Genomic DNA, 22,448 nt, shown 5'->3' on the forward strand with positions numbered 1-22,448 from the left:
CGCAATACATTCAGAGTTGAACTATGGAGCCTTGATAAGCTGCTTTGCTCGGCTCGTAAAGACAAATTGTTAATGAGTATTAACCATAGTTTTCAAGCAGTAAATCGCAATTGTCTAATATTTCTTCCGCATGGCTTTATCGAGACGATGGCCATAATCCACTGGAATCATAAGCAAATTTGACTGTCTGGTCTTACCGTTCTGGCCGATTGGTATATTGTGCGGCGGATTGCCTAGAGAGGACATGATGGAACTATTGCCGCTCGTCATCCTGATCGCCGGTATTTTCATACTGCGAGGATACAATCTGCGGATAAGGCGGCTGGAAAAGCGCGTCCAAGGGTTGCAAAATGCACTCGCTGGCAGGGTGCTGATGGCGGACGCAGGCGAATCAGTCCGCATGACGGAGCCGGCGATCGCCGCCGCCGCGGGACCCGCAGCAGCCATCCAGGAGCCACCGACCGAAGCGGCAATCAAAGAGCCTACAGCGGCCGGCATCGAAGAACCTGCCGTCGCCGCGCGCAACATCCCCGATGCACTCACGGATGGCACGCTCACGGATGATGGTCCGGATATCGCGGCGCGGGAAGCGCCGCAGCCGAGAGAGAGCCTGGAAAGCACGATCGGCGCGCGCTGGGCCGTGTGGGTCGGCGGCATCGCTCTCGCGCTTGGCGGTATCTTCATGGTCAAGTATTCGATCGAGAGCGGCCTGTTGAGCCCGGGCGTCCGGCTTGTGCTTGCGGCGATCTTCGGCTTGATCCTCGTCGCGGCAGGCGAAATCATTCGCCGACGCTCGGCGCCTGTTCTCGGCAATGCCTTCCAGAACGCGATGATCCCCGGCGTGCTGACGGCAGCCGGCGTCGTCGCGTTGTTCGGATCGACCTATGCGGCGCATGGCATCTATGGCTTCATCGGGCCGGCGATGGCCTTCGTTCTTCTGGGCCTGATCTCGCTTGCAACGCTTGCACTGTCGCTGCACCACGGACAGGCGCTCGCCGGCCTCGGCCTGCTCGCCTCCATGGTCACCCCCGCCCTGATCGCGTCGACGGCGCCGCAGCCATGGGTCCTGTTCGGCTATCTCGTTCTGACGTGGCTTGCGACCCTGCTCGCGTCGCGGCTGCGGCGTTGGTTGATTACGCCCTCCTTTGCCAATGCGCTGCTCAGCCTTTGGCCGATGCTCTATGTCGCCTACAGCGAAGTCGTGGACTTCACGCCGGTTACGCTTTCCATGCTTGCCATGATCGGCGGCACCATCTTCATCTGGCCGGGACGCTACCTAGCTGCCACTGCCGCGAAGGCGGCAGATGGCATGGGGACAGAGACGGCGGCCGATCCGATGCAGCTAGCGAGCACCGGAGGCTGGGGCGCGTTCCTTGCCCGACCGCCGCTCGGCATGACATTGACGGCGTCGATCGGCGCCCTTGCGGTATCACTCCACCTGCTGACCTACAGTCTCCAATCTGGATATCCCATCGTCGATGCCATGTTCATGTTCGCGGCGATCGTCGCGGCAGTGGCGGCTTTCGGCGCTGGCCGCATTCATGCGGGCTGGGCGGCGATCCTGTCAGCCGTCGTCGCCGTCGTTGGCGTGTCCGGCGTTCTGACCAACTGGATTGCCGGTGTCGAGCCCAAAAGCGCCGACGGCATCGTGACGATGCAGAGCATGGTGCTCTATGAAGCGCTCGGCCTTGGAGGCATCTTCGTGCTGGTCGGCGCCTTCTTTCTGAGGCGGTTCGCAGAGGGCGAGAAGCCCTTCGCCGCGCTCTGGAGCCTGATCATGGCCGCCACGCCGCTGGCGATCGCGACGATCAGCTTCATCAATTTCGGCAACTGGACGTTCGACTGGCTGCACGGCCTTTATGGCATCGGGCTGGGCATCGTCCTGATGGCGCTCGCGGAATGGCAACATCGCCGCTCAAGCGAAGGGCTGAACCTGCCGACCAACATACTCGCCGCCGGCTCCTTCGGCGCCATGGTCTTTGCCTTGCACATGTTTGCGCATGACGCCGCGCCTACCATACTGCTGCCGGTCCTCGGCATCGCTTATGTTTCGGCGGCGCGCCTGCGCGACTGGCCGGTCCTTCCCTGGACCATGGTCGCCGCATTGATCATCACCATGACGCGCATCGCGTGGCAGCCGACCATCGTCGATCCGTCGGAGCTCGGCACGACACCGGTCTTCAACATGCTGCTGGCGGGCTACGGCATTCCTGCCGCACTTGCCGCGTTGGCGGCTTTCACGGTCCGTCACTCTCCAAGTGTCCGGCTGCGCAACACGCTGCAGGCATTGGCCTCCTTCCTCGTGCTGCTGACGATCGCCATCCTGGTGCGCCATGCCATGAATGGCGGTGTCCTCAATGACACCGTGCCAACACTCGGAGAACAATCGATCTACACGCTGCTGGCGATCGGTGCTTCCGCGACGCTGATGGCCCTCGACCTCAGCGCCGCGAGCCCTGTCTTCCGCTATGGCAGCATGGCTCTCGGCACCCTCTCCGTCATCCTGATCCTGACATTGCATTTGCTGGGATTAAACCCGTTTATCACTGGCGAGAGCACCGGCCGGATTCCGTTGTTCAATCTGTTGCTGTTGGGCTATCTCCTGCCCGCCATCGCCTATGGCGGACTGGCGCTCTATGCGCGGAACCGACGCCCCCTACCCTATGTAAGCATGCTGGCCGTTGCCGGCGCGGTCATGGCCCTTTCCTGGGCGACGCTATCGGTGCGTCGGCTATGGCAGGGGGAATACATTCCTTTCTGGAACGGCTTCATCCAGGGCGAACTCTATTCCTATTCCGTCGTCTGGCTGCTGATCGGCATCGCCCTTCTCGGGCTCGGCGCCCGTTTCGAGGCACGCAGCCTGCGCATCGCCTCGGCGGCGCTGGTCTTCATTGCCGTCGTCAAGGCCTTCCTGATCGATATGGCAAACCTCGAGGGTTTCCTGCGCGCCCTGTCCTTCATCGGCCTCGGCGCTGTCCTGATCGGCATCGGCCTGTTCTACCAGAAGATCCTGACACGCAAGAAGACGACGGGGTGATTGCGGCGAATCCCTTGTCCCGGTAGGACGAGGGAACCTGGCGACAGATCATTCCGGAGCAAGTGCGATAATGGACACCAACAGGATGGCGCGGGCCTTTGCCCCCTTCGAAACGCTGGCGGCGGATCTTATCCCGCATGCAGCCGACGGCGATGACGGTTCGCATGATATTGCCCATATCCTGCGCGTCTTCAGGAACGCCATGGCCATCCAGGCCGAGGACGGCGGCAATGCCCGGATACTCGCCGCAGCCGTGTTGCTGCACGACTGCGTTGCGGTCGAGAAGAATTCGCCCCATCGCGCGCAGGCTTCGCGGCTGGCGGCCGAGAAGGCCTCGGGCATCCTGCGGCAGCTCGGATGGACGGATGCCGACATTGCGGCCACGGCGCATGCGATCACCACGCACAGTTTTTCCGCCAATCTTCCGCCGGAAACGCTCGAGGCGAAGATCCTGCAGGATGCCGACCGGCTGGACGCGATCGGCATGGTCGGCGCGGCGCGCTGCTTCTATATCGCAGGCCGCCTCGGTTCCGGCCTCTACGACCCGTTCGACCCGCTTGCAACGGAGAGACCGCTCGACGACAAGCGCTTCGCCATTGACCATTTCGAGACAAAGCTGTTCAAACTGGCGGATGGCTTCCAGACCGAGACCGGCCGCAGACTTGCAGGCGCGCGGCACGACCGGCTGAAGACGGTGCTGGCAATGTTCATCGACGAAATCTGAGGGCTACACTATGCGGGTCAGCGATCTCTTTATTTATCCGCTCAAGAGCGCGCGTGGCATCGCCATTCCATCGGCCGCCATCGACGCCTTCGGGCTGACTGGTGATCGCCGTGCCATGCTGGTCGATCCCTCCGGCCATTTCATTACCCAGCGCGAGCTGCAGGCGCTTGCGCAGATCGATATCCAGCCCGGCCCCTCCAACCTGCGCCTGAAGATGGAGGGCAAGCCCGACATCATCGTGCCGCTGCCGCACCCCGACAATCGCATGGACGTCATCGTCTGGAAATCGGCCGTCAGCGCATCGGTTGCCGATGAAGAAACCAACAAGGCCCTGTCCGACTGGCTGAAGCGCGACGTGAAGATGGTGTTCTTCGACGGGCTTGCCAAGCGCGCTGCCAATCCGGAATGGGCGGGCGACGATACGCCGGTCACCTTTTCGGATGGATACCAGATCCTCGTCACCACAACCGGCTCGCTGAAGGCGCTCAACGCCAATCTTGCTGCCCATGGCGAAGGCGCTGTGGGCATGGAGCGCTTCCGTCCGAACATCGTCATCGATTGCGACGAGGCGTGGCCGGAAGACCGCTGGGCGACGATCGAGATCGGCGGCGTCCGCCTCGATCTGGTCAAGCCCTGCGCGCGCTGCATCATGACGACGCAGGATCAGAAGACCGGCTCCCGCGACGGGCCGAACCCGATGCCCGCCATGGGTCGCGTCCGCATATCCGCCGATCGCCGCGTTCCCGGTCCCCTGTTCGGCTGGAACGTCGTGCCGCGCGGCGAAGGCTCGGTCAAGATCGGCGATGCGGTGACGGTCATCGAGGAACGGCCGGAGGGTTGGGCCTTCAAGCGGCGATAGCGCAGTTCAGCGTTTCATGGAATCGCCAAACCGCTCTATCCATTTATTTTTACGCAATTCCGGAGGGAAAACCGCTGCGCACTTTTCCTGGAATTGCTCTGGGAATCGCGCCACGGGCGCACAGCCCGCTTTTCAGTGCTTTGCGATGAGGACTGGCGAGACCGTCGTATCATCCAGCGCAACAGAATTGACCGCCTTCAGCGCCGCCTGAATGAAACCCTCGCGCGCTGCGGCGATCTGTATGCCGCGCGGCTCATAGACATGGCGATGCAGGAAGAAACCCGTCAGGCGGAAAGCGGCGGCCAGGCTTTCGCTATCCGCGGCGACGACGGCCCCGATCGTGAGGAAAGGCGGCAGGACCAGCATCTTGTCGGCCCACGGCAGACCTGCAGCACGGCAGACGGCGCGCCCGGTCTTTGGCGAAACGAACGCCAGGTCTTCGCGTATACCGGTCGCCGCGCATTCGGTCAGATCGAGACCGAAGCCGAGATCGTTCAGCACCGCGAGCTCGAAACGCACGAAAAGCTCGCCGGCATCGGCGGGATTCCCCAGGTTTTCCAGGATGACATCGAGCGCATCGTAAAGGTGCGGGTGCGGATCCCGCTCCGGCAGCAGCCGCAACAGGGCGCCCATCGCCTGCACGCCGTAGACGGCGGTCGCCGTTTCCATCAGCCGCGCCGCTCTCAATGCAATCGGCTCCATGCGAAATTCGCCGAGATGCTCGTGCAGCCTTGCCCGCCAGGTCACCTCGACCAGATTACCGGCCTGCAGCACCGGCTGCATGGTACGAGACCGGCCTCCTCGCACCAGGCCCATATGCCGGCCGCGCGACCGCGTCATCACCTCGGCGATGACGCTGGTCTCGCCAAGACGCTTGACGCCCAAGATGATTGCGTGGTCCTGCCATTGCATTGGCTGGTCTGCCCCAAAATAATTCGCGATTCGAGTTTAGGACAAATAGCTGCGGCTGTCACATGGCGGAAGATCTGCCGACCGCTGTCAGCCTTTCGACAAAGAGGCGCATGGACTGCTCATCGAAAGGTTTGTTCAAAAGCGGCACATGCCGCAGGTCCGGCGGGAAATCGAGCGTATCGGAATAGCCGCTGACGAAACCGAAGGCGATGCCGCGCTCGGCCAGCAGCCGGGCAAAGCCAAAGCTTGTCGACTCCCCGAGATTGACGTCCAGCATCGCAAAATCATAAGTATCGGAATGAATGGCGTTGACCGCCTGTTCCAGATTCGAGGCAATCTCCACCTGCTCGATCCCGACAAGACGCAGTATTTCCTCCGCCTCCATCGCAATAATGAGATTGTCTTCGAGAATAAGGACGCGCTGAAATGTCATATCAGCGCCATCCCTGCGTGTGTGCGCCAAGCGGCGCCCCCCGTAAATAAGTCCACATCTATCCCTCCGGCGCCAATCATCGGCCCGTATTGAATGGATGGTTTTCCCCATCCGTGCTGGCTCGGTCCCTTGTGACATGACCTCGCCTCTCAACCGCTTCGCACTTTTTGCAATGCGGCACTATGGGCTCGTCAACATGCTCCAATCGCTTCTGCTGCCGGGGTTAGTAAAAGGTGAAACTGGTCGAAAAGTGACGGTGATAGTAATCTATGCTGATACAGTTGCCGCCGACATTTAAAAAAGACATGTCGCCGACGAAATGAATTGCCTTCAAATGAAGGGCCGCTTGCCCGAATCAAGCCCGTCCCAACCGGCGATTTCGGCGAGCTTTTTCACGTCCAGAACGTTGCATCCGCGCTCCTGCCAGAGAATCAGCCCGCGTTCGGCCAGTTTTTTCAATGTCTTATTGGTATGGACAACGGAAAGGCCGAGTGTGTCGGCCACATGCTGCTGCGTGATCGGAATGACTTTGCTGCCATTGAACAGCCGAAGGGCGCTGGCGCGCTGATACAGGTAGGCGATCAGATAGGCTGCTCGCTCGATTGCCGACCGGCGTCCGATGCTCAGCAGATGCTCATCCAGTATTCGCTCTTCCCGGGCCGCAATCCAGGTCAGATCGAAGGCAAGAGGCGGATGGGAATTGTAGAGCGTCATCAATTCCGTGCGTTCAAAAACACAGAGCGATATCGGCGAAAGCGCTTCGGTGGAGTGCTGCATCTCTCCCATGATCGAGCCCTGCAAGCCAACGAGATCGCCAGGCATGACATAGTTGAGAATCTGCCGGCGGCCGTCCTCGAGCGTCTTGTAACGGAAACCCCAGCCGGACAGGATCGTGAAGAGGTGGGCGCTGTGCGCACCTTCGAGGAAAATCGTGGCGCCCGCGTCGACGAGAAGCTCGCCCTTCTTGAAACTGCTGATGAAATTCAGCTCATCGCGGTCGAATTCGCGAAAATGCGGGAGAGACCTCAACGGACATTGTTGGCATGGCGTTCGTTGCCCATGCATCGTCGCGGCCTTCGCCATGGATCGCCTCCCTGAGTTGCATCAGCTCAAGCGGCAAGCCCGATAAGCTGCTGCAATATAAAGCACTCAGCGAAGCAAAGTTCCATCAACGCGGGAAGTCCAGCCCCATCTCCCGGAAGCGCTCGGGGTCGTCTCCCCAGTTCTCGCGCACCTTCACGAAGAGGAAGAGATGCACGGGCTGCTCCAGGATCGCGGAGAGTTCCTTGCGCGATGCGGTGGAGATCGATTTGATCGCTTCACCGCCCTTGCCGAGCGCAATCTTCTTCTGACTTTCGCGCTCGACGTAGATCACCTGCTCGATACGAACAGAGCCATCCTTGCGCTCTTCCCACTTTTCCGTCTCGACATGCGAGGCGTAAGGGAGCTCCTGGTGGAGCCGCAGGAACAGTTTTTCACGGGTAATTTCGGCGGCGAGCTGACGCATCGGCAGATCCGAGATCTGATCCTCCGGATAATACCAAGGCCCTTCCGGCAGGGTCTTTGCCAGATAGTCCATAACATCGTCGCAACCGGAGCCGTTTTCGGCCGATACCATGAAGGTCTGCGTGAAGGCGATCTTCTCATTGGCAGCGGCGGCAAGCGCCAGCAGGTCCTCGCGGCGGACACGATCGATCTTGTTGAGAACGAGGATCTTCGGCTGAAAAACCTCCTTCAGCCCTTCGAGAATGGCCTCGGCGTCACCGCGCAATCCCCGCTCGCTGTCGATCAGCAGCATGATGAGATCGGCATCCTTGGCGCCGCCCCAGGCGGACGTCACCATGGCGCGGTCGAGACGGCGGCGCGGCTTGAAGATGCCGGGCGTATCCATGAAAACGATCTGCGCATTGTTGTGGATGGCGATGCCGCGAACGATCGCGCGCGTGGTCTGCACCTTATGGCTGACGATCGAAACCTTGGCGCCGACGAGCCGGTTGAGCAGCGTCGACTTGCCGGCATTGGTCGGGCCGATGAGGGCCACAAAACCCGAATGGGTCGGACCGGTCTGTTCAACCGCGCCGTCGTCGGCGGGCGTGTCTTGCTGATTGGTCATCTTTTCCGTCGTTTCCAGGCAGTCATTTCTCAGTCGACTGAGGCTGCCATATACCTTCGCGCTCCAAGATCCGCGTCGCCGCAACCTGTTCAGCCGCGCGTTTGGAGCGTTCTATTCCTGTCTCGGGCGCCGTTCCCGCCACTTCCACGGTCACCGTGAAGCGGGGATCATGATCCGGTCCGCTGCGATCATCAACCCTGTAGACCGGGGTGACGCCGAATTTCGCATGCGCCCATTCCTGCAATTCCGTCTTCGCGTCGCGCCTTGCGCCATCGGGCCGAATCGCGCGGCGCTCCCAATAACGCAGAATGAACTTGCGGGCCACTTCGAGGCCGCCATCCAGATAAAGCGCTGCAATCAGGCTTTCGACGACATCGGCACGCACATTGAGCATGCGCTTCCCGGTCAGCTTCTTCACGTCGGCGCCGGTGCGGATATAGAGATGCAGCTGCATTTCATCGGCGACTTCGGCGCAGGTATCGGCGCTGACCAACTGATTGAGGCGCACCGAAAGCTCGCCTTCGGTCGCCGTCCCGAACGTCTTGAACAGCAGCTCGGCGATGCACAGGCCAAGAACCCGGTCGCCGAGAAATTCCAGCCGCTCGTAGTTATCAGTCTTTTGCGTGCGGGCGCTGGCATGCGTCAGCGCCCAATCGAGGCGTTCCCTTTCGGCGAATTCGTAGCCTATCGCAGATTCAAGTTTGGCACGATCCGCCTGCGAAAGCGTCTGCACTTTCGTCATTCGACAACCTTGAAGAGGCGATCCCAACGCATGTTGGTCGGCCATTTCCAGATCTCGCGGAACGACGTGTCGTGCCCAAGCGAGAAGAAGATGATGCTGGCGCGGCCGATCAGGTTCTCAGCCGGCACATAGCCGACATCGAAGCGACTGTCGTCGGAATTGTCGCGATTATCACCCATCATGAAGTAGTGCCCAGCCGGGACGACGTATTCCTGGGTATTGTCACCGCGCGAGTTAGGCGAAAGATCCAGCGTGTCGTAGACCTTGCCCGTATCCGACAGCCGCTCGCTGTAGACGGGGATATTGTCGCCCGGCTCCTGGCTGTAATCCGACGAGAACGTGCCATGCGGCTCACGCGGCACGGCCTGGCCATTGATATAAAGAATATCGTTCTTCACCTGGATGCGGTCGCCGGGCAACCCGATGACACGCTTGATATAGTCGACATCCGGATTCGGCGGGAAGCGGAAAACCACGACGTCGCCGCGCTTCGGTTCGCTGCCGAGGATACGGCCGCTGAACACGTCCGGCGAGAACGGCAGCGAATACTTCGAGTAGCCATAGGCGAACTTGTTGACGAAGATATAGTCGCCGACCAGCAGCGTCGGCATCATCGAACCGGACGGAATGGTGAATGGCTGAAATAGAACCGTGCGGATGATCATGGCCAGGACAAGCGCCTGAACGATGACCTTGATGTTTTCCCACAGGGCGTTCTGCTGTTTTACGGCTTTCTCGGACACGCAGTCTTATTCCTTTTTCGCACCCCACCGGCGCAACTTCCATTCAGGCACTCTCTACCCGCTTCATATCGCGGCGGCAATGGCACCGGTGCCAAAAGCGACATCCGGTGGCGATTCAGCCGTCCATCGGCAGCGCCTCGATGATCACAAAGGCCTGAGCAAGAGGAAAATCATCCGTTATCGTCAAATGAATGGCGGCGCGATGATTTGCCGGCAGCATGGCGGCCAGCCTTTCGGCTGCCCCGCCGGTCAACTGCATCGTCGGCTTGCCGCTCGGCAGATTGACGACGCCCATGTCGCGCCAGAAGACACCCTGCGCCAGACCGGTGCCCAACGCCTTGGAGCAGGCCTCCTTGGCGGCAAAGCGCTTGGCATAGGAGGCGGCCTTGTTCTTGCGGCGCTCGGACTTGGCCCGCTCTATGTCGGTGAAACAGCGCTCCGTGAAGCGGACGCCGAAGCGCTCTATCGTCTTTTCGACGCGGCGGATATCGATGAGATCGCTGCCTATCCCGATGATCATGAGAAGGCCCTCCAGCCGGCCGGGGCGCAGTCAGGCTTCGTCAAACGCTCGACGCGTTGTCGACAAGCGCCAGGCGCTCGCGGGCACGCTCCATCAGGCGCTCCTTGCGGCGCGTCTTGAAGGTCTTCACGCCATAATAGGTCAGAGCGTAGACGATCACGCCCGAAACGATCGCCGGGGGAATGCCGCCGATCAGCATCGGCTTCAAAACCGGGTCCCAAATCTGCAGGAGATCGCCCTTGTGCCACAACGCCGGCAGATCGATGCTGCCACCGCCCTGACCGCCGCTGTCGCGCGCCAGGATCAGATGGCCGATTTCCCAGGTGAAGGCCCAGATGAAGGGGTAGGTAATAGGATTGCCGGCTGCCAGGCAGCCGAGGGCGGAGGCGATGACGTTGCCGCCGATCAGATAGGCGATGATGATCGCCATCACAAAGTGCACGCCGATGAACGGCGTCCAGGACACGACGATACCCGCCGCAAAACCGGCCGCAACCGAGTGCGGCGAGGCGGCAAGGCGGACGAGACGCTTACCAAAATATTGGAACGAACGAAGGAAACCCTTGCGGGGCCAAATGTGCTCCCGCAGTTTTTCTTTCAGTGTCAGTGGTTTTCGGCGACGAAACAGCATGCGGCTTATCTAGTGCACTGGGGGCCGTCATGACAAGACCGGCCAAGCATATCACGCGCTGATTAAGAACCGAAAGTGCGGCCCTTTTTGGGAGCGTCACCTGTTCAGGGGCAGGAAAGAGAACGCCCTGACATTTTCTGGAAGCATTATCGCAAGTTGGCGACTGCTCCAAGGGCGCAACAATGGCGCGCCCCTCCTGGTCTTTAAAGTATTAACAGCTATTAACGCTGGCGGAACAGACCGCGGTCGACCTGACGCTGACGATATTCAAGGTCAAAACGGTCGTGCGAGCCGTTCAGATAAGCCATTTCGCGTTCTTCAACACTCGGAACACGCAGGGCGCGGGCGAATTTCTTGATCGGGCTAAACATTGTCTTCTCTCATCTTTGTTTCGTTTCTTCGATGACCAGAAGATAGGCTGGACGGAGGTCAATTACCACCGCTCTAAAATAGACACAGCAATGCGTTCAGTGCATACCTATCCAGAAAGCCGCTCGAATTTGGTCATAAAATGATCACAAAATATGCAGCCTGCACTGGATCGACAGCGGCGGCGGCCGATGTCACTCGTAAAGCCGCTTCACCGTCGCGATGCAATCAAGTTCCTTGAGCTGCACGAGAAGCTGGTTGAGCTGACGCAGATCCCAGACCTCGACATCCAACGCCATCTCGGTGAAATCGGCGGCAACGCGAACCGTGTTGAGGATGCGGATGTTCACGTCGATATCGGCAACGGTCTGCGCGACCTTGGCGAGCGTCCCGGGTTCATTCAGCGCGTTGATGAGGACACGGGCGGTAAAACGGGATTTGTTGGCCTCGTCCAGATCCCAGCGCACATCGATCCACCGTTCCGGCTCATCGTCGAACCGTTGCAGGATCGGCGACTGGATCGGATATATGGTGATGCCCTTGCCCTTTTCCATGATACCGACAATGCGGTCGCCGGGCACGGCGCCCGTCGGTGCGAAATGCACTTCGACATTGGCTGCCAGGCCACGGATCGGCGGCGCATCGGCGCCGTCGGCGAGATCGGCCTTGTTCTTGCCGGGGATCTTGAAGATCATCCCAGCGGCACTGTGAACATTGAACCAGCCCTCGTCGCCGGCGGGCTTGACGGTCACGCGTTCGTCCTGGTGGTCGGGATAGACGGCGCGCAGAACGTCGAGCGACGACATTTCCCCTCGCCCGACCGCAGCAATGGCATCCTCGACATCCTTCTGGCCGAGACGATGCAGGGCAGGCTTCAATGCTTCCCGCGAGAAGACCTTGCCGGCACGCTCGAAGGTACGCTCCAGAATGCGATGGCCGAGGCCGGCATATTGCTTGCGAATGGCAAGCCGGGTGGCGCGGCGAATGGCGGCGCGTGCCTTGCCGGTCACGACGATCTCTTCCCAGGCGGCCGGCGGCACCTGCACGCCGGAGCGGATGATCTCGACCTCATCGCCGTTGGTCAGCCGCGTGACCAGCGGCATGATGCGGCCGTTGATCTTGGCCCCGACCGTGGTGTCGCCGATATTCGTGTGGACGGCATAGGCAAAGTCGATCGGCGTGGCGCCGCGCGGCAAGGCAATCAGCTTGCCCTTGGGCGTGAAGCAGAAGACCTGATCCTGGAACAGCTCGAGCTTCGTATGCTCGAGGAACTCTTCCGGGCTGTCGCCCTCGGCCAGCGCCTCGATGGTATGACGCAACCAGGAGTAGGCATTGCTTTCGCGCGACAGGAGCTCGCCGTCGCCGTTGTTGCCGGTACTGGTGCTGGTGCCGTCCTTGTAGAGCGTGTGGGCGGCAATGCCGAATTCGGCGATCTCATGCATGCGCTTGGTGCGAATCTGCAGTTCGATGCGCTGACTGGAGGGGCCGACGATCGTCGTGTGCAGCGAGCGGTAGTCATTCTGCTTCGGCGTCGAGATATAGTCCTTGAAGCGGCCCGGAACGACGCGCCAGCGCGTATGCACGATGCCGAGCGCGCGGTAGCAGGACGGAATATCGTCGACGAGAAGACGGAAACCGTAAATGTCTGAAAGCTGCTCGAAGGACAGCGACTTCGACTGCATCTTACGGAAGACCGAATAGGGCTTTTTCAGCCGGCCCTTGACCATGGCATTGGCAAGGCCGTTGGCGACCAGCAGGTCACGCAGTTCGGTCTCGATCTTCTTGACCAGGCCTTCGTTGCGCCGCGACAGCTCTTCCAGGCGCTTGGTGACGGTATCGTGCGCCTCGGGATTGATGTGGCGGAAGGAAAGCTCCTCCAACTCCTCGCGCATATCCTGCATGCCCATGCGGCCGGCAAGCGGCGCATAGATTTCCATCGTCTCTTCGGAAATGCGGGCGCGCTTTTCCGGCGACATGTGATCGAGCGTCCGCATATTGTGCAGGCGATCGGCGAGTTTCACCAGAAGCACGCGGACGTCGTCGGAAATGGCGAGCAGCAGCTTGCGCAGGTTTTCCGCCTGCTTCGCCTTCTTGGTGACGAGATCGAGCTTCTTGATCTTGGTCAGGCCTTCGACCAGACGGCCGATATCCTCGCCGAACAATTCGTCGATCTCGGCGCGCGTCGCCGTCGTATCCTCGATCGTATCATGAAGGAGAGCGACCGCGATGGTCGACTCGTCCAGACGCATGTCCGTCAGAATGGCAGCAACTTCGAGAGGATGGGAAATATAGGGATCGCCGCTGGCACGTTTCTGCTGGCCATGCTTCTGCATCGCATAAACATAGGCCTTGTTTAGCAGAGCTTCGTTGGCATCGGGCTTGTATTTCTGCACGCGCTCAACAAGCTCGTATTGCCGCATCATTCCAAAGCTACTCCCGCCAAAACAAAAGCGCGCCAGTCATATGACCGGCGCACGCATCCCCTCATCATATCGCTCCTGCCCGGAGCATCAAGCTCGACGATCAGTAATCGTCGCTTTTTTCCGGCGGAACCAGGCCTTCGATGCCCGCCAGAAGCTCTTCTTCCGACATCTGGTCGAAAGTAACGGCTTCCGGGAGATCTTCTTCCTCGTCGCTGGAGGCGGAAGCGCCGCCGGTCGCCAGCAGGCTTGCCGGATCCGGCTCGGGCTCGTCGATCTCGACATGCTTCTGCAGCGAGTGGATCAGGTCTTCCTTGAGATCGTCCGGAGACAGGGTCTCGTCGGCGATTTCGCGCAGCGCAACGACGGGATTCTTGTCGTTGTCGCGATCGATCGTGATCGAGGAGCCCTGCGAAATCAGGCGGGCGCGGTGGCTGGCGAGCAGCACGAGCTCGAACCGGTTCTCAACTTTATCAATGCAATCTTCTACTGTGACACGGGCCATTGCCTGTCCTTTGCGGTCGTGATGTCGTCATCATGTCTCGGAGTAGACACGCCGATACAAGCAAACGAAGGCAAATTCAAGTTTTTCCTGTTTGAGTGCTCTCGCGCCATCCCAGAAGGTGCTAAAATTCCCCTAGACAAATAGCTAGTTCTACCTAAGATTGCTTGGAATATCGCCTTTCGTGCCCTAAATCTCGATTATATGAATAATTCATAAAGTAATACGAATTATTCTGCAATGCCATACAAGGCCTTGTTTTAGCTTCACTTTGAAAAAATAATGCATTTTTGTAACAGTGGATATGTAAGCGATGTTTGACCCACGCGAAAAAATTGCCCTTTTTATAGACGGCGCCAATCTTTACGCTGCATCGAAGAGCCTCGGCTTCGATATCGACTATCGTAAGCTTCTGAAAGCATTTCAGAAACGCGGATATCTGCTGCGTGCCTATTATTACACGGCGCTTATCGAAGACCAGGAATACTCCTCGATCCGCCCGCTGATCGATTGGCTTGATTATAACGGCTACAAGGTCGTCACCAAGCCGGCCAAGGAATTCACCGATTCCATGGGACGCCGCAAGATCAAGGGCAACATGGACATCGAGTTGGCGATCGACGCCATGGAGCAATCGGAAACCGTCGACCATCTGGTGATCTTCTCCGGAGACGGCGATTTCACCACCCTGGTGGAAGCGCTGCAGCGCCGTGGCCGCAAGGTCTCGGTCATCTCGACCATGGCAACCCAGCCTCCGATGATCGCCGACGACCTGCGTCGTCAGGCTGATCATTTCATCGATCTCGTGTCCTTGAAAGCTGAAATCGGACGCGAACCGTCGGAGCGCCCTCAGCGTTCGGCCGAGGTAAGCCATGCGCAAACGGATGCCGACGAGCAATAGAGCCGGCAAGGTTTTCGCCGGCAACCTGTCGGCCATGCCTGACCTATGCCCCGCGCTGGCCTGCCGCCGCCCTTACCGGTTGTCCTTCAACAGCCGGCTCTTCTGCCGATTCCAATCGCGCTCCTTCTCGGATTCGCGCTTGTCGTGCAGCTTCTTACCCTTGGCGAGGGCCAGTTCCAGCTTTGCGCGGCCGTTGTCGTTGAAATAGATCTTCAACGGGACCAGCGTCATGCCCTCGCGATTGATGGCGGAGCGCAGCCGGCCGATCTCGCGGCTGGAAAGCAGCAATTTACGGCGGCGCCGCGGCTCGTGATTGAAGCGGTTCGCCTGCAGATATTCCGGCAGATAGGAATTGATGAGCCAGATCTCGCCACCTTCGTCCGAAGCGTAGGATTCGGCGATGTTGGCCTTGCCTTCGCGCAAGGACTTGACCTCCGTGCCCATCAGCACGATCCCTGCCTCATAGGTATCGATGATCTCGTAGTTGAAGCGGGCCTTGCGGTTTTCCGCCACTATCTTGTTGACTACGCGTTGGCTGCCTTTGGGGGCCATGATTTTTCTTCTTCTTTTCTTATGTCATTCCGGCGGCAGCCGTCGGCGCGCCAAGTTCCTGTACCCTAAATAGGCGAGACCGCCCTCCTTGTGAAGAGAGCGGCCCGGCGGAGATTCCAGCGATACGCTTGCTATACGCTCAGTTCAGCAGGCCGGCATGGCGCATTGCCGCATCGATTGCCGCCTCCGTACCCGGCTCCAAGGTCGAGAGCAGCGGCGAGCGGACGTTGCGGCTCATGCGGCCGAGGCGCGAGAGACCGTATTTAGCGCCGCAAAGTCCCGGTTCAATAAAGATGGCCTTGTGCAGCGGCATCAGGCGATCCTGATATTCCAGAGCCTTGGCGTAGTCGCCGGCGAGCGTCGCCGCCTGAAGTTCGGCGCAAAGGCGCGGCGCAACATTGGCCGTTACCGAAATGCAGCCGACACCGCCATGGGCATTGAAGCCGAGTGCCGTTGCATCCTCGCCGGAAAGCTGGCGGAAATCACGGCCGCAGGTGATGCGCTGCTCGGAGACACGCTCGATCTTGCCGGTCGCGTCCTTCACCCCGACGATATTGGCGTAGGCCTTGGCAAGCGCGCCCATCGTCTCCGGCGTCATGTCAACAACTGACCGACCCGGAATATTGTAGATGTAGATCGGCAGTTTCACCGCCTCCGCGACGGCAGCAAAATGAGCATAGAGGCCCTTCTGCGTCGGCTTGTTGTAATAGGGCGTGACGACGAGAACCGCGTTGGCACCGACCTTCTCGGCATGCTGGGCAAGCTCGACCGCTTCGCGCGTGTTGTTCGAGCCGGCACCCGCCATGACCGGAACACGCTTGTTCGCCACCTCGATGCAGAGCTCGACGACTCGCTTGTGCTCCTCATGCGACAGGGTCGGCGATTCACCCGTCGTGCCCACAGGCACCAAGCCGCTGCTACCCTCTTTTATCTGCCAGTCGACATGTGAGGCGAAGGAAGCCTCATCCACCTTGCCGGCGTCAGTAAAGGGCGTAACGAGTGCGGGAATGGACCCCTGGAACATGCAAGTCTCCTAGCGGCGCTGCTTTCATGCTTCAGCCGCAATCCATGGTTATGAATCCGCGCACCATAAAGCGCCGGCTTGACGGCGACAAGCACGCTTTGAATGGTGAAGGGCAGTTTCCGATATGATAATTGATTGAAATTCGGACCCCGGTAAGGTTTCGTTAATATAGCATTTGGCAAATGGAAGGGGCCTGATAGTTTTGTGAGTAGCCGGATGAAGAGACCTGTCACGATCTGGACCGCTGTAGGCTTGGCGGTCGCATGGGGCGCTTTTGCCTCGCAGCTTCCCGGTGAACAGACATCGACCCGCGACGGCGCCGATGTGGCCATGGCGATGCCCGATCCGATGAGCACCGCCTCGATCCCGCGCGGCCCTGCCGTTGCACCCGTGAGCGGCGACCTGAAGGCCGGCCTCGACGCACTCTCCAACAAGAACCCCATGCAGGCGCTTGCCATTCGCAACGGCTTGGGCGAAGGCACGCTCGACCGCCATATTCTGACCTGGGCGATCGCCACGTCGGGTCAGCCGGGCATTCCCTCCGGCGAGATTGCCGCCGCCGCCCGCGAGCTTGTCGGCTGGCCTGGACTCGGCAGCCTGCGCGGCAACTCGGAACGGGCGCTCTACACCGAAAATCCGCCGACGGATCAAATCCTTGCCGCATTCGGCAACACCCAGCCGGAAACCGTCGAAGGTTCGGTGATCCTGTCACGCGCGCTCGTCGCGCGCGGCAACTCGGCGCAAGCTGCCAAGCTGATCCGCAAGATCTGGCGTAACGAAGCATTGGACAAGCCTTTCGAGGACAAGATCCTCGCGGAATTCTCCGGCCTGCTGTCGCCTGCCGATCACAAGGCGCGCATGGACTATCTGCTTTACCGCGATCGCACCGCGCAAGCGAAGCGCTTCGGCGATCTCGGGAAGGCCCAATCGCTCTACAAAGCGTGGGCAGCGGTCAATGATCACTCAGCCAAGGCCGATGGGTTGATTGCAGCGATGGATGCGCAATGGCGCAAGGACCCGGCCTATCTTTTCATGCGGATCGAAAACCTCCGCCGCCAGAACAAATATGACGATGCCGCCAACCTTCTGGCGCAGATGCCGCGCGACCGCAGCGTGCTCGTCGATCCCGGCCAATGGTGGAACGAACAACGCATCGTCAGCCGCGGGCTGGTGGATCAGGGTGAGTTCAAGGCCGCCTATGGCGTCGTCGACGCCAATGTTGCGGAAAGCCCGCAGGATGTCGGCGAGGCCGAATTCCACGCCGGCTGGTATGCATTGCGCGGCCTGCAGGACGGCGTAACCGCGGCAATGCATTTCCGCAAGATCCTGCAGGTTTCGAATGGACCGATCTCGCAGTCTCGCGCCTGGTACTGGCTCGGCCGTGCGGCCGAAGGCGGCGGACCAGGCAAGGCCGGCGATTTCTATGCCAAAGCTGCTTCCTACCCGAGCACATTCTACGGCCAGCTTGCGGCAGAGAAACTTGGCCGGCAGACGTTGAATGTCTCCTATCCATCGCCTTCGACCGAGGACCGGCAACGCTTCCAGGCACGCGAGTCCGTGCAGGCCATTTCGCGTCTGGAGGCGGCGGGACATGGCTGGCGCGCCGAGGCACTCTACCGGGCGCTAGCGAAGCAATTGCAAAGCCCAGGCGAGATCGCCATGCTGGCGGCGCAGGCCGAGCGCTCGGGCAACCATCAGCTTTCGCTGCAGGTCGGCAAGATCGCCTATGGCCGCGGCGTCGATGTGGCGGCACTGGCCTTCCCGATCGGCGTCATTCCGAACAATGCCAATATTTCCGGCTCCGGCAAGGCGCTTGCCTATGCCATCGCCCGGCAGGAGAGCGCCTTCAATCCGGCTGCCGTCTCCTCGGCCAATGCGCGCGGCCTGCTGCAGCTTTTGCCGAAGACGGCGAAGGCCGTCGCCGGCCGACACGGCATGGCCTATTCCGCCGATAAGCTGACGCAGGATGCCGGCTATAACGCGACACTCGGCGCCCACTATCTCGGCGAGCAGATCGACACGTTCGGCGGTTCCTATATCCTCACCTTCATCGCCTACAATGCCGGTCCGAACAAGGTTCCGGAATGGATCAGCCGCTATGGCGATCCACGCGGCAAGTCGCTGGACGATGTCATCGACTGGATCGAACGCATCCCCTTCCCCGAAACCCGCAACTATGTCCAACGGGTGATGGAGAACTATCAGGTCTACAAGGCACGCCTCGGACAAAAGACCGACATCGTGCACGATCTCGTCAGCGGTCGCGGCTAAGCCGAAGCCACAACCACGGTTGTGCATGCTGCGGAAATGACGTTACATCCCTCGCGATATCCCAAGCACGAGGCACGGTGCATGCGCAGCGACGATCAAAGCGGCTTCATTGCCCGAACGATAGCAGCCCCGGACGGGCTGCAGCTCTACACCCGGGATTATGGCGGCGGGCAATCAGCAAATCTGGCGAGACCGCCCGTCATCTGCCTGCCGGGGCTGACGCGCAATTCCCGGGACTTCCACCAATTGGCCCTGCTTCCGTCGCGGGACCCCACGGTTCCCCGCAGGGTGATTACGCTCGACGCTCGCGGACGCGGTTCATCCGCATGGGATGCGGACAAATCTCACTACAATCTTGCCGTCGAAGCTCAGGACGTGCTGACCGTCTGCGCAGCCCTCGATATCCCACAGGCCATCTTCATCGGTACGTCGCGCGGCGGTCTCGTGCTGCATATGCTTGCGGCCAGCCGCCCGGATGTCCTGAAAGCGGTCATTCTCAACGATATTGGCCCTGTCCTGGAAAAGGTCGGGCTGGTCGATATCCGCGATTACCTTAACCGTGACAGAAAACCTGCTGATTGGGATGAAGCCGTAGATATCCTGCGGCAGAATCACGGCAGCGCCTTTACCGCCCTCGGCGACGGCGACTGGCAGGATATGGCGCGCGCGATCTATGCTTTCACCGACGGCAAGCCCGTTGCCGATTACGACCCCGCTATCGCGGCACAGATGCAATCGCTTGATCTCGAGGCGCCGCTTCCTGACCTGTGGGCACAGTTCGAAGGCTTCCATGGCATACCGCTGATGGTGATTCGCGGCGAGAATTCAAAGCTTCTGACAACTGCTACCACCGCCGAAATGGCAAGCCGTCACCAAGGAACCGTCATCAAGACCGCCACCGGGCAAGGGCATGCCCCCATTTTGCATCTCGGCGACATTCCAGATGCAATTCGGTCTTTTCTCTCGGCGGTTTGACGGCACCCTCGGCCATTCAGGACTGCACAAAAGGAAAGGCCCGGTTGGGAAAACCGGGCCAGTTTTTTCTGATCGGAGGTCTGATCAGAAGTTTTATGAATCCGATTCGGCGAACCGAATTAGAAACTGCGCTGGAAGCGGAGGATGCCGGCCCAGGTGTCTTTGTTCACGGAGTCGTAGTTCGTGTAGGTCACTTCCGGCTCGACGAGTAGATTCTTGACCGGATTGAACTTGAGGTTCGTGGTCGCGGAGAAGGTCTTCAGGTCGTCATAAGCAACCTGCAGGTTCCACTTCAGCTTGTCGTTGACCGGAACGCCAACACCGCCCCAGAGAGCCCAGTCACCCCAGCCGATACCAGCGCCGCCAGCACCAGCGTACTTGTTGAGCTTGCTGCCGTCGGTGTTGTAGCCGCCCATGATGAACGCGGAGAGAATACCGAAGTCGGCATCGACGCGAGCCTTGACAGCGCCTTCTTCAACGATCGAGTCATAGCCGCCTACGACACGGAACTGCCAAGCGCCAGCCTTGTAGCCAGCACCGGCGACAACGTCCGGCGCATAGTGGTCAGAGCTGTCTTCGCCGTTTGCACCCGTGGCACCCGTACCGGAGTTGGAATCTTCCACCGAGACTACAGCCGTGAAGCCGTTACCAGCATCATAATTGTAGGTGAGCTGGTTCAGTTCGTCGGTACCATTGATACCGTATTCGATCACGTCGTCGTTGATGACGTCGCCGGCGTAGCCGAGGAAGGTCGAGTAGGCCGAATCGGCCTTACCGACGAGGAAACCACCGAGGCTGATATTGGCCCAGAGCAGTTTGGTGGTGGTGGCGTTGCCGTCATTCCAGTCCCAACGATAGACCGTGTTGGTCTTCAGCGGACCGTATTCGGTGTCCGTTGCGGTATCGATGCTCAGCTGAGCGCGGGTATGCCAATATGTGCCGCGGGCGCCTTGGTCCTGACCAGCCTTGTAAGCGTTGTACCAGCCGCCTTCGGTACGGACCTGGCCGCCGATCTTGAGGCAGGTTTCGGTGCCTGGGATGAAGAAGTAGCCAGCGCCGTAAGCGTCGCAGATGCGGACGTATTCGAGCGGCTCCGGCTCAGCGGCGACGACAGCGTCAGCCGCATGAGCACCGGATACTGCTGCCAGCGCAGCAGCGGAGCCGAGAAGAAGGCTCTTGATGTTCATAGTAACTCCAGTTCCAATATCAATTAGGCATGAGAAATCACGCCGAAAAACGACGCGCCCCACCCCACCTAGATGTTCAAAGTTGACCCCTGATCTGGGAGAACCGGGACTAAAGTGAGTCTCGGTTCCGGTTTGGAACCTACAGATCGTTTTTTTCAGAGCAATATCAGATACAAACTATCGGCATTTATGACGCGCGTTTCAAAAAGTGCGTTGCACAAAAATCACGTCGCAAAACCGTCACAAATCCGCTGGACACAAAGCCGATCTTTACTTGGAGTTACTTTAGAAGGAAAGCCGGAATATAAGGATATAGTGCATTAGAAAAATCAAGAATCAAAAGTCGTCTTTGTCTTTTCAATCACACGCGATTTATGTTCGATCACGCACATGAAAAAGCCCGGCCGTTAAGGCCGGGCTCTTCCTCACCGTAGTGAGAGAAATCAGATATGACAGACGTCAGATCAGATTAGAAGCTACGCTCGAAGCGGAGGATACCAGCCCACTGGTCTTCGTTGATCGAATCCCAGTTGGTGTAGGAAACTTCCGGCTCGATGAGCAGGTTCTTGACCGGGTTGAACTTGAGGTTCGTGGTCGCAGCGAAGATCTTCGAGTCGGTGTAAGCGACCTGGAAGTTCCACTTCAGCTTTTCGTTGATCGGAACGCTTGCGCCGCCCCAAAGAGCCCAGTCACCCCAGCCGATACCGGAAGCATCGCCAGCACCGTTCGAACCAGCGTACTTGTTGAGCTTGTCGCCGTCGGTGTTCCAGCCACCCATCAAGAAGGCCGAGAAGACACCGAAGTCAGCATCGACACGAGCCTTGATGGCGCCTTCTTCGACGATCGAGTCATAGCCGCCAACAACCTTGAAGCCCCATGCGCCAGACTTGAAGCCGGCACCGGCAACAACGTCGGGAGCATAATGGTCGGAGCTGTCTTCGCCGTTAGAGCCAGTGGCGCCCGTACCGGAATTGGAATCTTCGACGGAGATCACAGCCGTGAAGCCGTTGCCTGCATCGTAGTTGTAGGTGATCTGGTTCAACTCGTACGGGCCGTCATAGACCACGTCGTCGTTGATGACGTCGCCGGCATAACCGGTGAAGACGTTGAACTGCGAGTCCGTCTTACCAACGGTGAAGCCACCGAGGCTGATGTAAGCCCACAGCAGGTTGGTCTTGGTCGCGTTGCCGTCGTTCCAGTCCCAACGAATGATGGTCTCGGTCTTCAGCGGGCCATATTCGGTATCGGTCGCAGTGTTGACGTTCAACTCAGCGCGGGTGTGCCACAGCGTACCCAAACGGCTGTTCGGGTTGTAAGCGTCGTACCACTGACCTTCGGTACGAACCTTGCCGCCGATCTTGAGGCAGGTTTCGGTGCCCGGGATGAAGAAGTAGCCGGCGCCGTAAGCGTCGCAGATACGGACGTATTCAAGCGGCTCCGGCTCAGCAGCAACGACAGCGTCGGCTGCGTGAGCACCGGAAACTACTGCCAGAGCGGCAGCGGAGCCGAGAAGAAGGCTCTTGATGTTCATTA

At 59.6% G+C, this 22,448-nt stretch carries 21 protein-coding genes; 6 read left to right on the plus strand and 15 right to left on the minus strand.

Annotated elements, in window-relative coordinates:
- Positions 1–247 precede the first annotated feature (247 nt).
- The 3 genes from GA0061101_RS00910 (at position 248) to GA0061101_RS00920 (ending at position 4,620) form a co-directional block, all read left to right on the plus strand.
- Positions 248–3,037 (plus strand): DUF2339 domain-containing protein, encoded by a 2,790-nt coding sequence (locus tag GA0061101_RS00910; protein WP_092573005.1) that lies wholly within the window; start codon positions 248–250, stop codon positions 3,035–3,037.
- A 70-nt stretch (positions 3,038–3,107) separates the two neighbouring features.
- On the plus strand, positions 3,108–3,761 hold the full coding sequence (locus GA0061101_RS00915) for an HD domain-containing protein (RefSeq protein ID WP_173410580.1): 654 nt from the start codon (positions 3,108–3,110) through the stop codon (positions 3,759–3,761).
- A gap of 10 nt (positions 3,762–3,771) precedes the next feature.
- The gene (locus GA0061101_RS00920; protein ID WP_092572830.1) at positions 3,772–4,620 is read left to right on the plus strand and encodes an MOSC domain-containing protein; all 849 of its coding nucleotides are present in this window, start codon (positions 3,772–3,774) and stop codon (positions 4,618–4,620) included.
- Positions 4,621–4,752: 132 nt separating this feature from the next.
- Here GA0061101_RS00920 and recO read toward each other — a convergent pair whose 3' ends face one another.
- The 11 genes from recO to rpoZ all read right to left on the minus strand — a co-directional run bounded on the left by recO (position 4,753) and on the right by rpoZ (position 14,008).
- Positions 4,753–5,532 carry a DNA repair protein RecO gene (gene recO, locus GA0061101_RS00925; RefSeq protein WP_092572831.1) on the minus strand — a complete coding sequence of 260 codons (780 nt, stop codon included), beginning with the start codon at positions 5,530–5,532 and terminating at the stop codon, positions 4,753–4,755.
- Positions 5,533–5,590: 58 nt separating this feature from the next.
- Positions 5,591–6,076: a response regulator gene (locus GA0061101_RS00930; protein ID WP_376774225.1), complete on the minus strand. Its 486-nt coding sequence runs from the start codon at positions 6,074–6,076 to the stop codon at positions 5,591–5,593.
- A 219-nt stretch (positions 6,077–6,295) separates the two neighbouring features.
- A complete protein-coding gene (locus GA0061101_RS00935) occupies positions 6,296–7,048 on the minus strand; it encodes a Crp/Fnr family transcriptional regulator (RefSeq protein ID WP_037193873.1) in 753 nt (250 codons plus the stop codon).
- Positions 7,049–7,133: 85 nt separating this feature from the next.
- Entirely contained in the window at positions 7,134–8,078 is a 945-nt protein-coding gene (gene era, locus GA0061101_RS00940) for a GTPase Era (RefSeq protein ID WP_037193870.1), read from the minus strand.
- 22 nt (positions 8,079–8,100) lie between these two features.
- The gene (gene rnc / locus GA0061101_RS00945) at positions 8,101–8,820 is read right to left on the minus strand and encodes a ribonuclease III (RefSeq protein WP_092572832.1); all 720 of its coding nucleotides are present in this window, start codon (positions 8,818–8,820) and stop codon (positions 8,101–8,103) included.
- On the minus strand, positions 8,817–9,563 hold the full coding sequence (gene lepB, locus GA0061101_RS00950; protein WP_037193866.1) for a signal peptidase I: 747 nt from the start codon (positions 9,561–9,563) through the stop codon (positions 8,817–8,819). Before lepB ends, rnc begins: the two co-directional genes overlap by 4 nt.
- Before the next feature lie 115 nt (positions 9,564–9,678).
- A complete protein-coding gene (gene acpS / locus GA0061101_RS00955) occupies positions 9,679–10,083 on the minus strand; it encodes a holo-ACP synthase (RefSeq protein ID WP_092572833.1) in 405 nt (134 codons plus the stop codon).
- 40 nt (positions 10,084–10,123) lie between these two features.
- Positions 10,124–10,714, minus strand: a complete 591-nt coding sequence (locus tag GA0061101_RS00960; protein ID WP_047552780.1) for a DUF2062 domain-containing protein — start codon at positions 10,712–10,714, stop codon at positions 10,124–10,126.
- A 221-nt stretch (positions 10,715–10,935) separates the two neighbouring features.
- Entirely contained in the window at positions 10,936–11,085 is a 150-nt protein-coding gene (locus GA0061101_RS00965; RefSeq protein WP_080739544.1) for a DUF3563 family protein, read from the minus strand.
- A 192-nt stretch (positions 11,086–11,277) separates the two neighbouring features.
- Entirely contained in the window at positions 11,278–13,506 is a 2,229-nt protein-coding gene (locus GA0061101_RS00970) for a RelA/SpoT family protein (RefSeq protein WP_037193859.1), read from the minus strand.
- Between the two features lie 100 nt (positions 13,507–13,606).
- Positions 13,607–14,008, minus strand: a complete 402-nt coding sequence (rpoZ, locus tag GA0061101_RS00975) for a DNA-directed RNA polymerase subunit omega (protein ID WP_034507844.1) — start codon at positions 14,006–14,008, stop codon at positions 13,607–13,609.
- A gap of 310 nt (positions 14,009–14,318) precedes the next feature.
- Here rpoZ and GA0061101_RS00980 point away from each other — a divergent pair, with 310 nt between their 5' ends.
- Positions 14,319–14,906 carry a LabA-like NYN domain-containing protein gene (locus GA0061101_RS00980; protein WP_037193857.1) on the plus strand — a complete coding sequence of 196 codons (588 nt, stop codon included), beginning with the start codon at positions 14,319–14,321 and terminating at the stop codon, positions 14,904–14,906.
- Positions 14,907–14,978: 72 nt separating this feature from the next.
- Here GA0061101_RS00980 and smpB read toward each other — a convergent pair whose 3' ends face one another.
- Both smpB and dapA read right to left on the minus strand, forming a co-directional pair.
- Positions 14,979–15,458 carry an SsrA-binding protein SmpB gene (gene smpB / locus GA0061101_RS00985; protein ID WP_034507847.1) on the minus strand — a complete coding sequence of 160 codons (480 nt, stop codon included), beginning with the start codon at positions 15,456–15,458 and terminating at the stop codon, positions 14,979–14,981.
- Positions 15,459–15,597: 139 nt separating this feature from the next.
- Positions 15,598–16,482: a 4-hydroxy-tetrahydrodipicolinate synthase gene (gene dapA, locus GA0061101_RS00990; protein WP_047552772.1), complete on the minus strand. Its 885-nt coding sequence runs from the start codon at positions 16,480–16,482 to the stop codon at positions 15,598–15,600.
- Positions 16,483–16,698: 216 nt separating this feature from the next.
- On the opposite strand from dapA, the gene GA0061101_RS00995 reads away from it, so the two are divergent.
- A complete protein-coding gene (locus GA0061101_RS00995) occupies positions 16,699–18,753 on the plus strand; it encodes a lytic transglycosylase domain-containing protein (protein ID WP_092572834.1) in 2,055 nt (684 codons plus the stop codon).
- An 81-nt stretch (positions 18,754–18,834) separates the two neighbouring features.
- Positions 18,835–19,728, plus strand: coding sequence for an alpha/beta fold hydrolase (locus GA0061101_RS01000; RefSeq protein WP_092572835.1), 894 nt, complete (start codon positions 18,835–18,837; stop codon positions 19,726–19,728).
- A gap of 119 nt (positions 19,729–19,847) precedes the next feature.
- Here GA0061101_RS01000 and GA0061101_RS01005 read toward each other — a convergent pair whose 3' ends face one another.
- Together GA0061101_RS01005 and GA0061101_RS01010 are read right to left on the minus strand one after the other, a co-directional pair.
- Complete coding sequence (locus GA0061101_RS01005; protein WP_037193849.1) at positions 19,848–20,915, minus strand: porin; 1,068 nt, start codon at positions 20,913–20,915, stop codon at positions 19,848–19,850.
- Positions 20,916–21,384: 469 nt separating this feature from the next.
- Complete coding sequence (locus GA0061101_RS01010; RefSeq protein WP_037193847.1) at positions 21,385–22,446, minus strand: porin; 1,062 nt, start codon at positions 22,444–22,446, stop codon at positions 21,385–21,387.
- Positions 22,447–22,448: the final 2 nt, after the last annotated feature.

The organism is Martinezella lusitana (assembly GCF_900094565.1).
Lineage (GTDB): Bacteria > Pseudomonadota > Alphaproteobacteria > Rhizobiales > Rhizobiaceae > Rhizobium > Rhizobium lusitanum.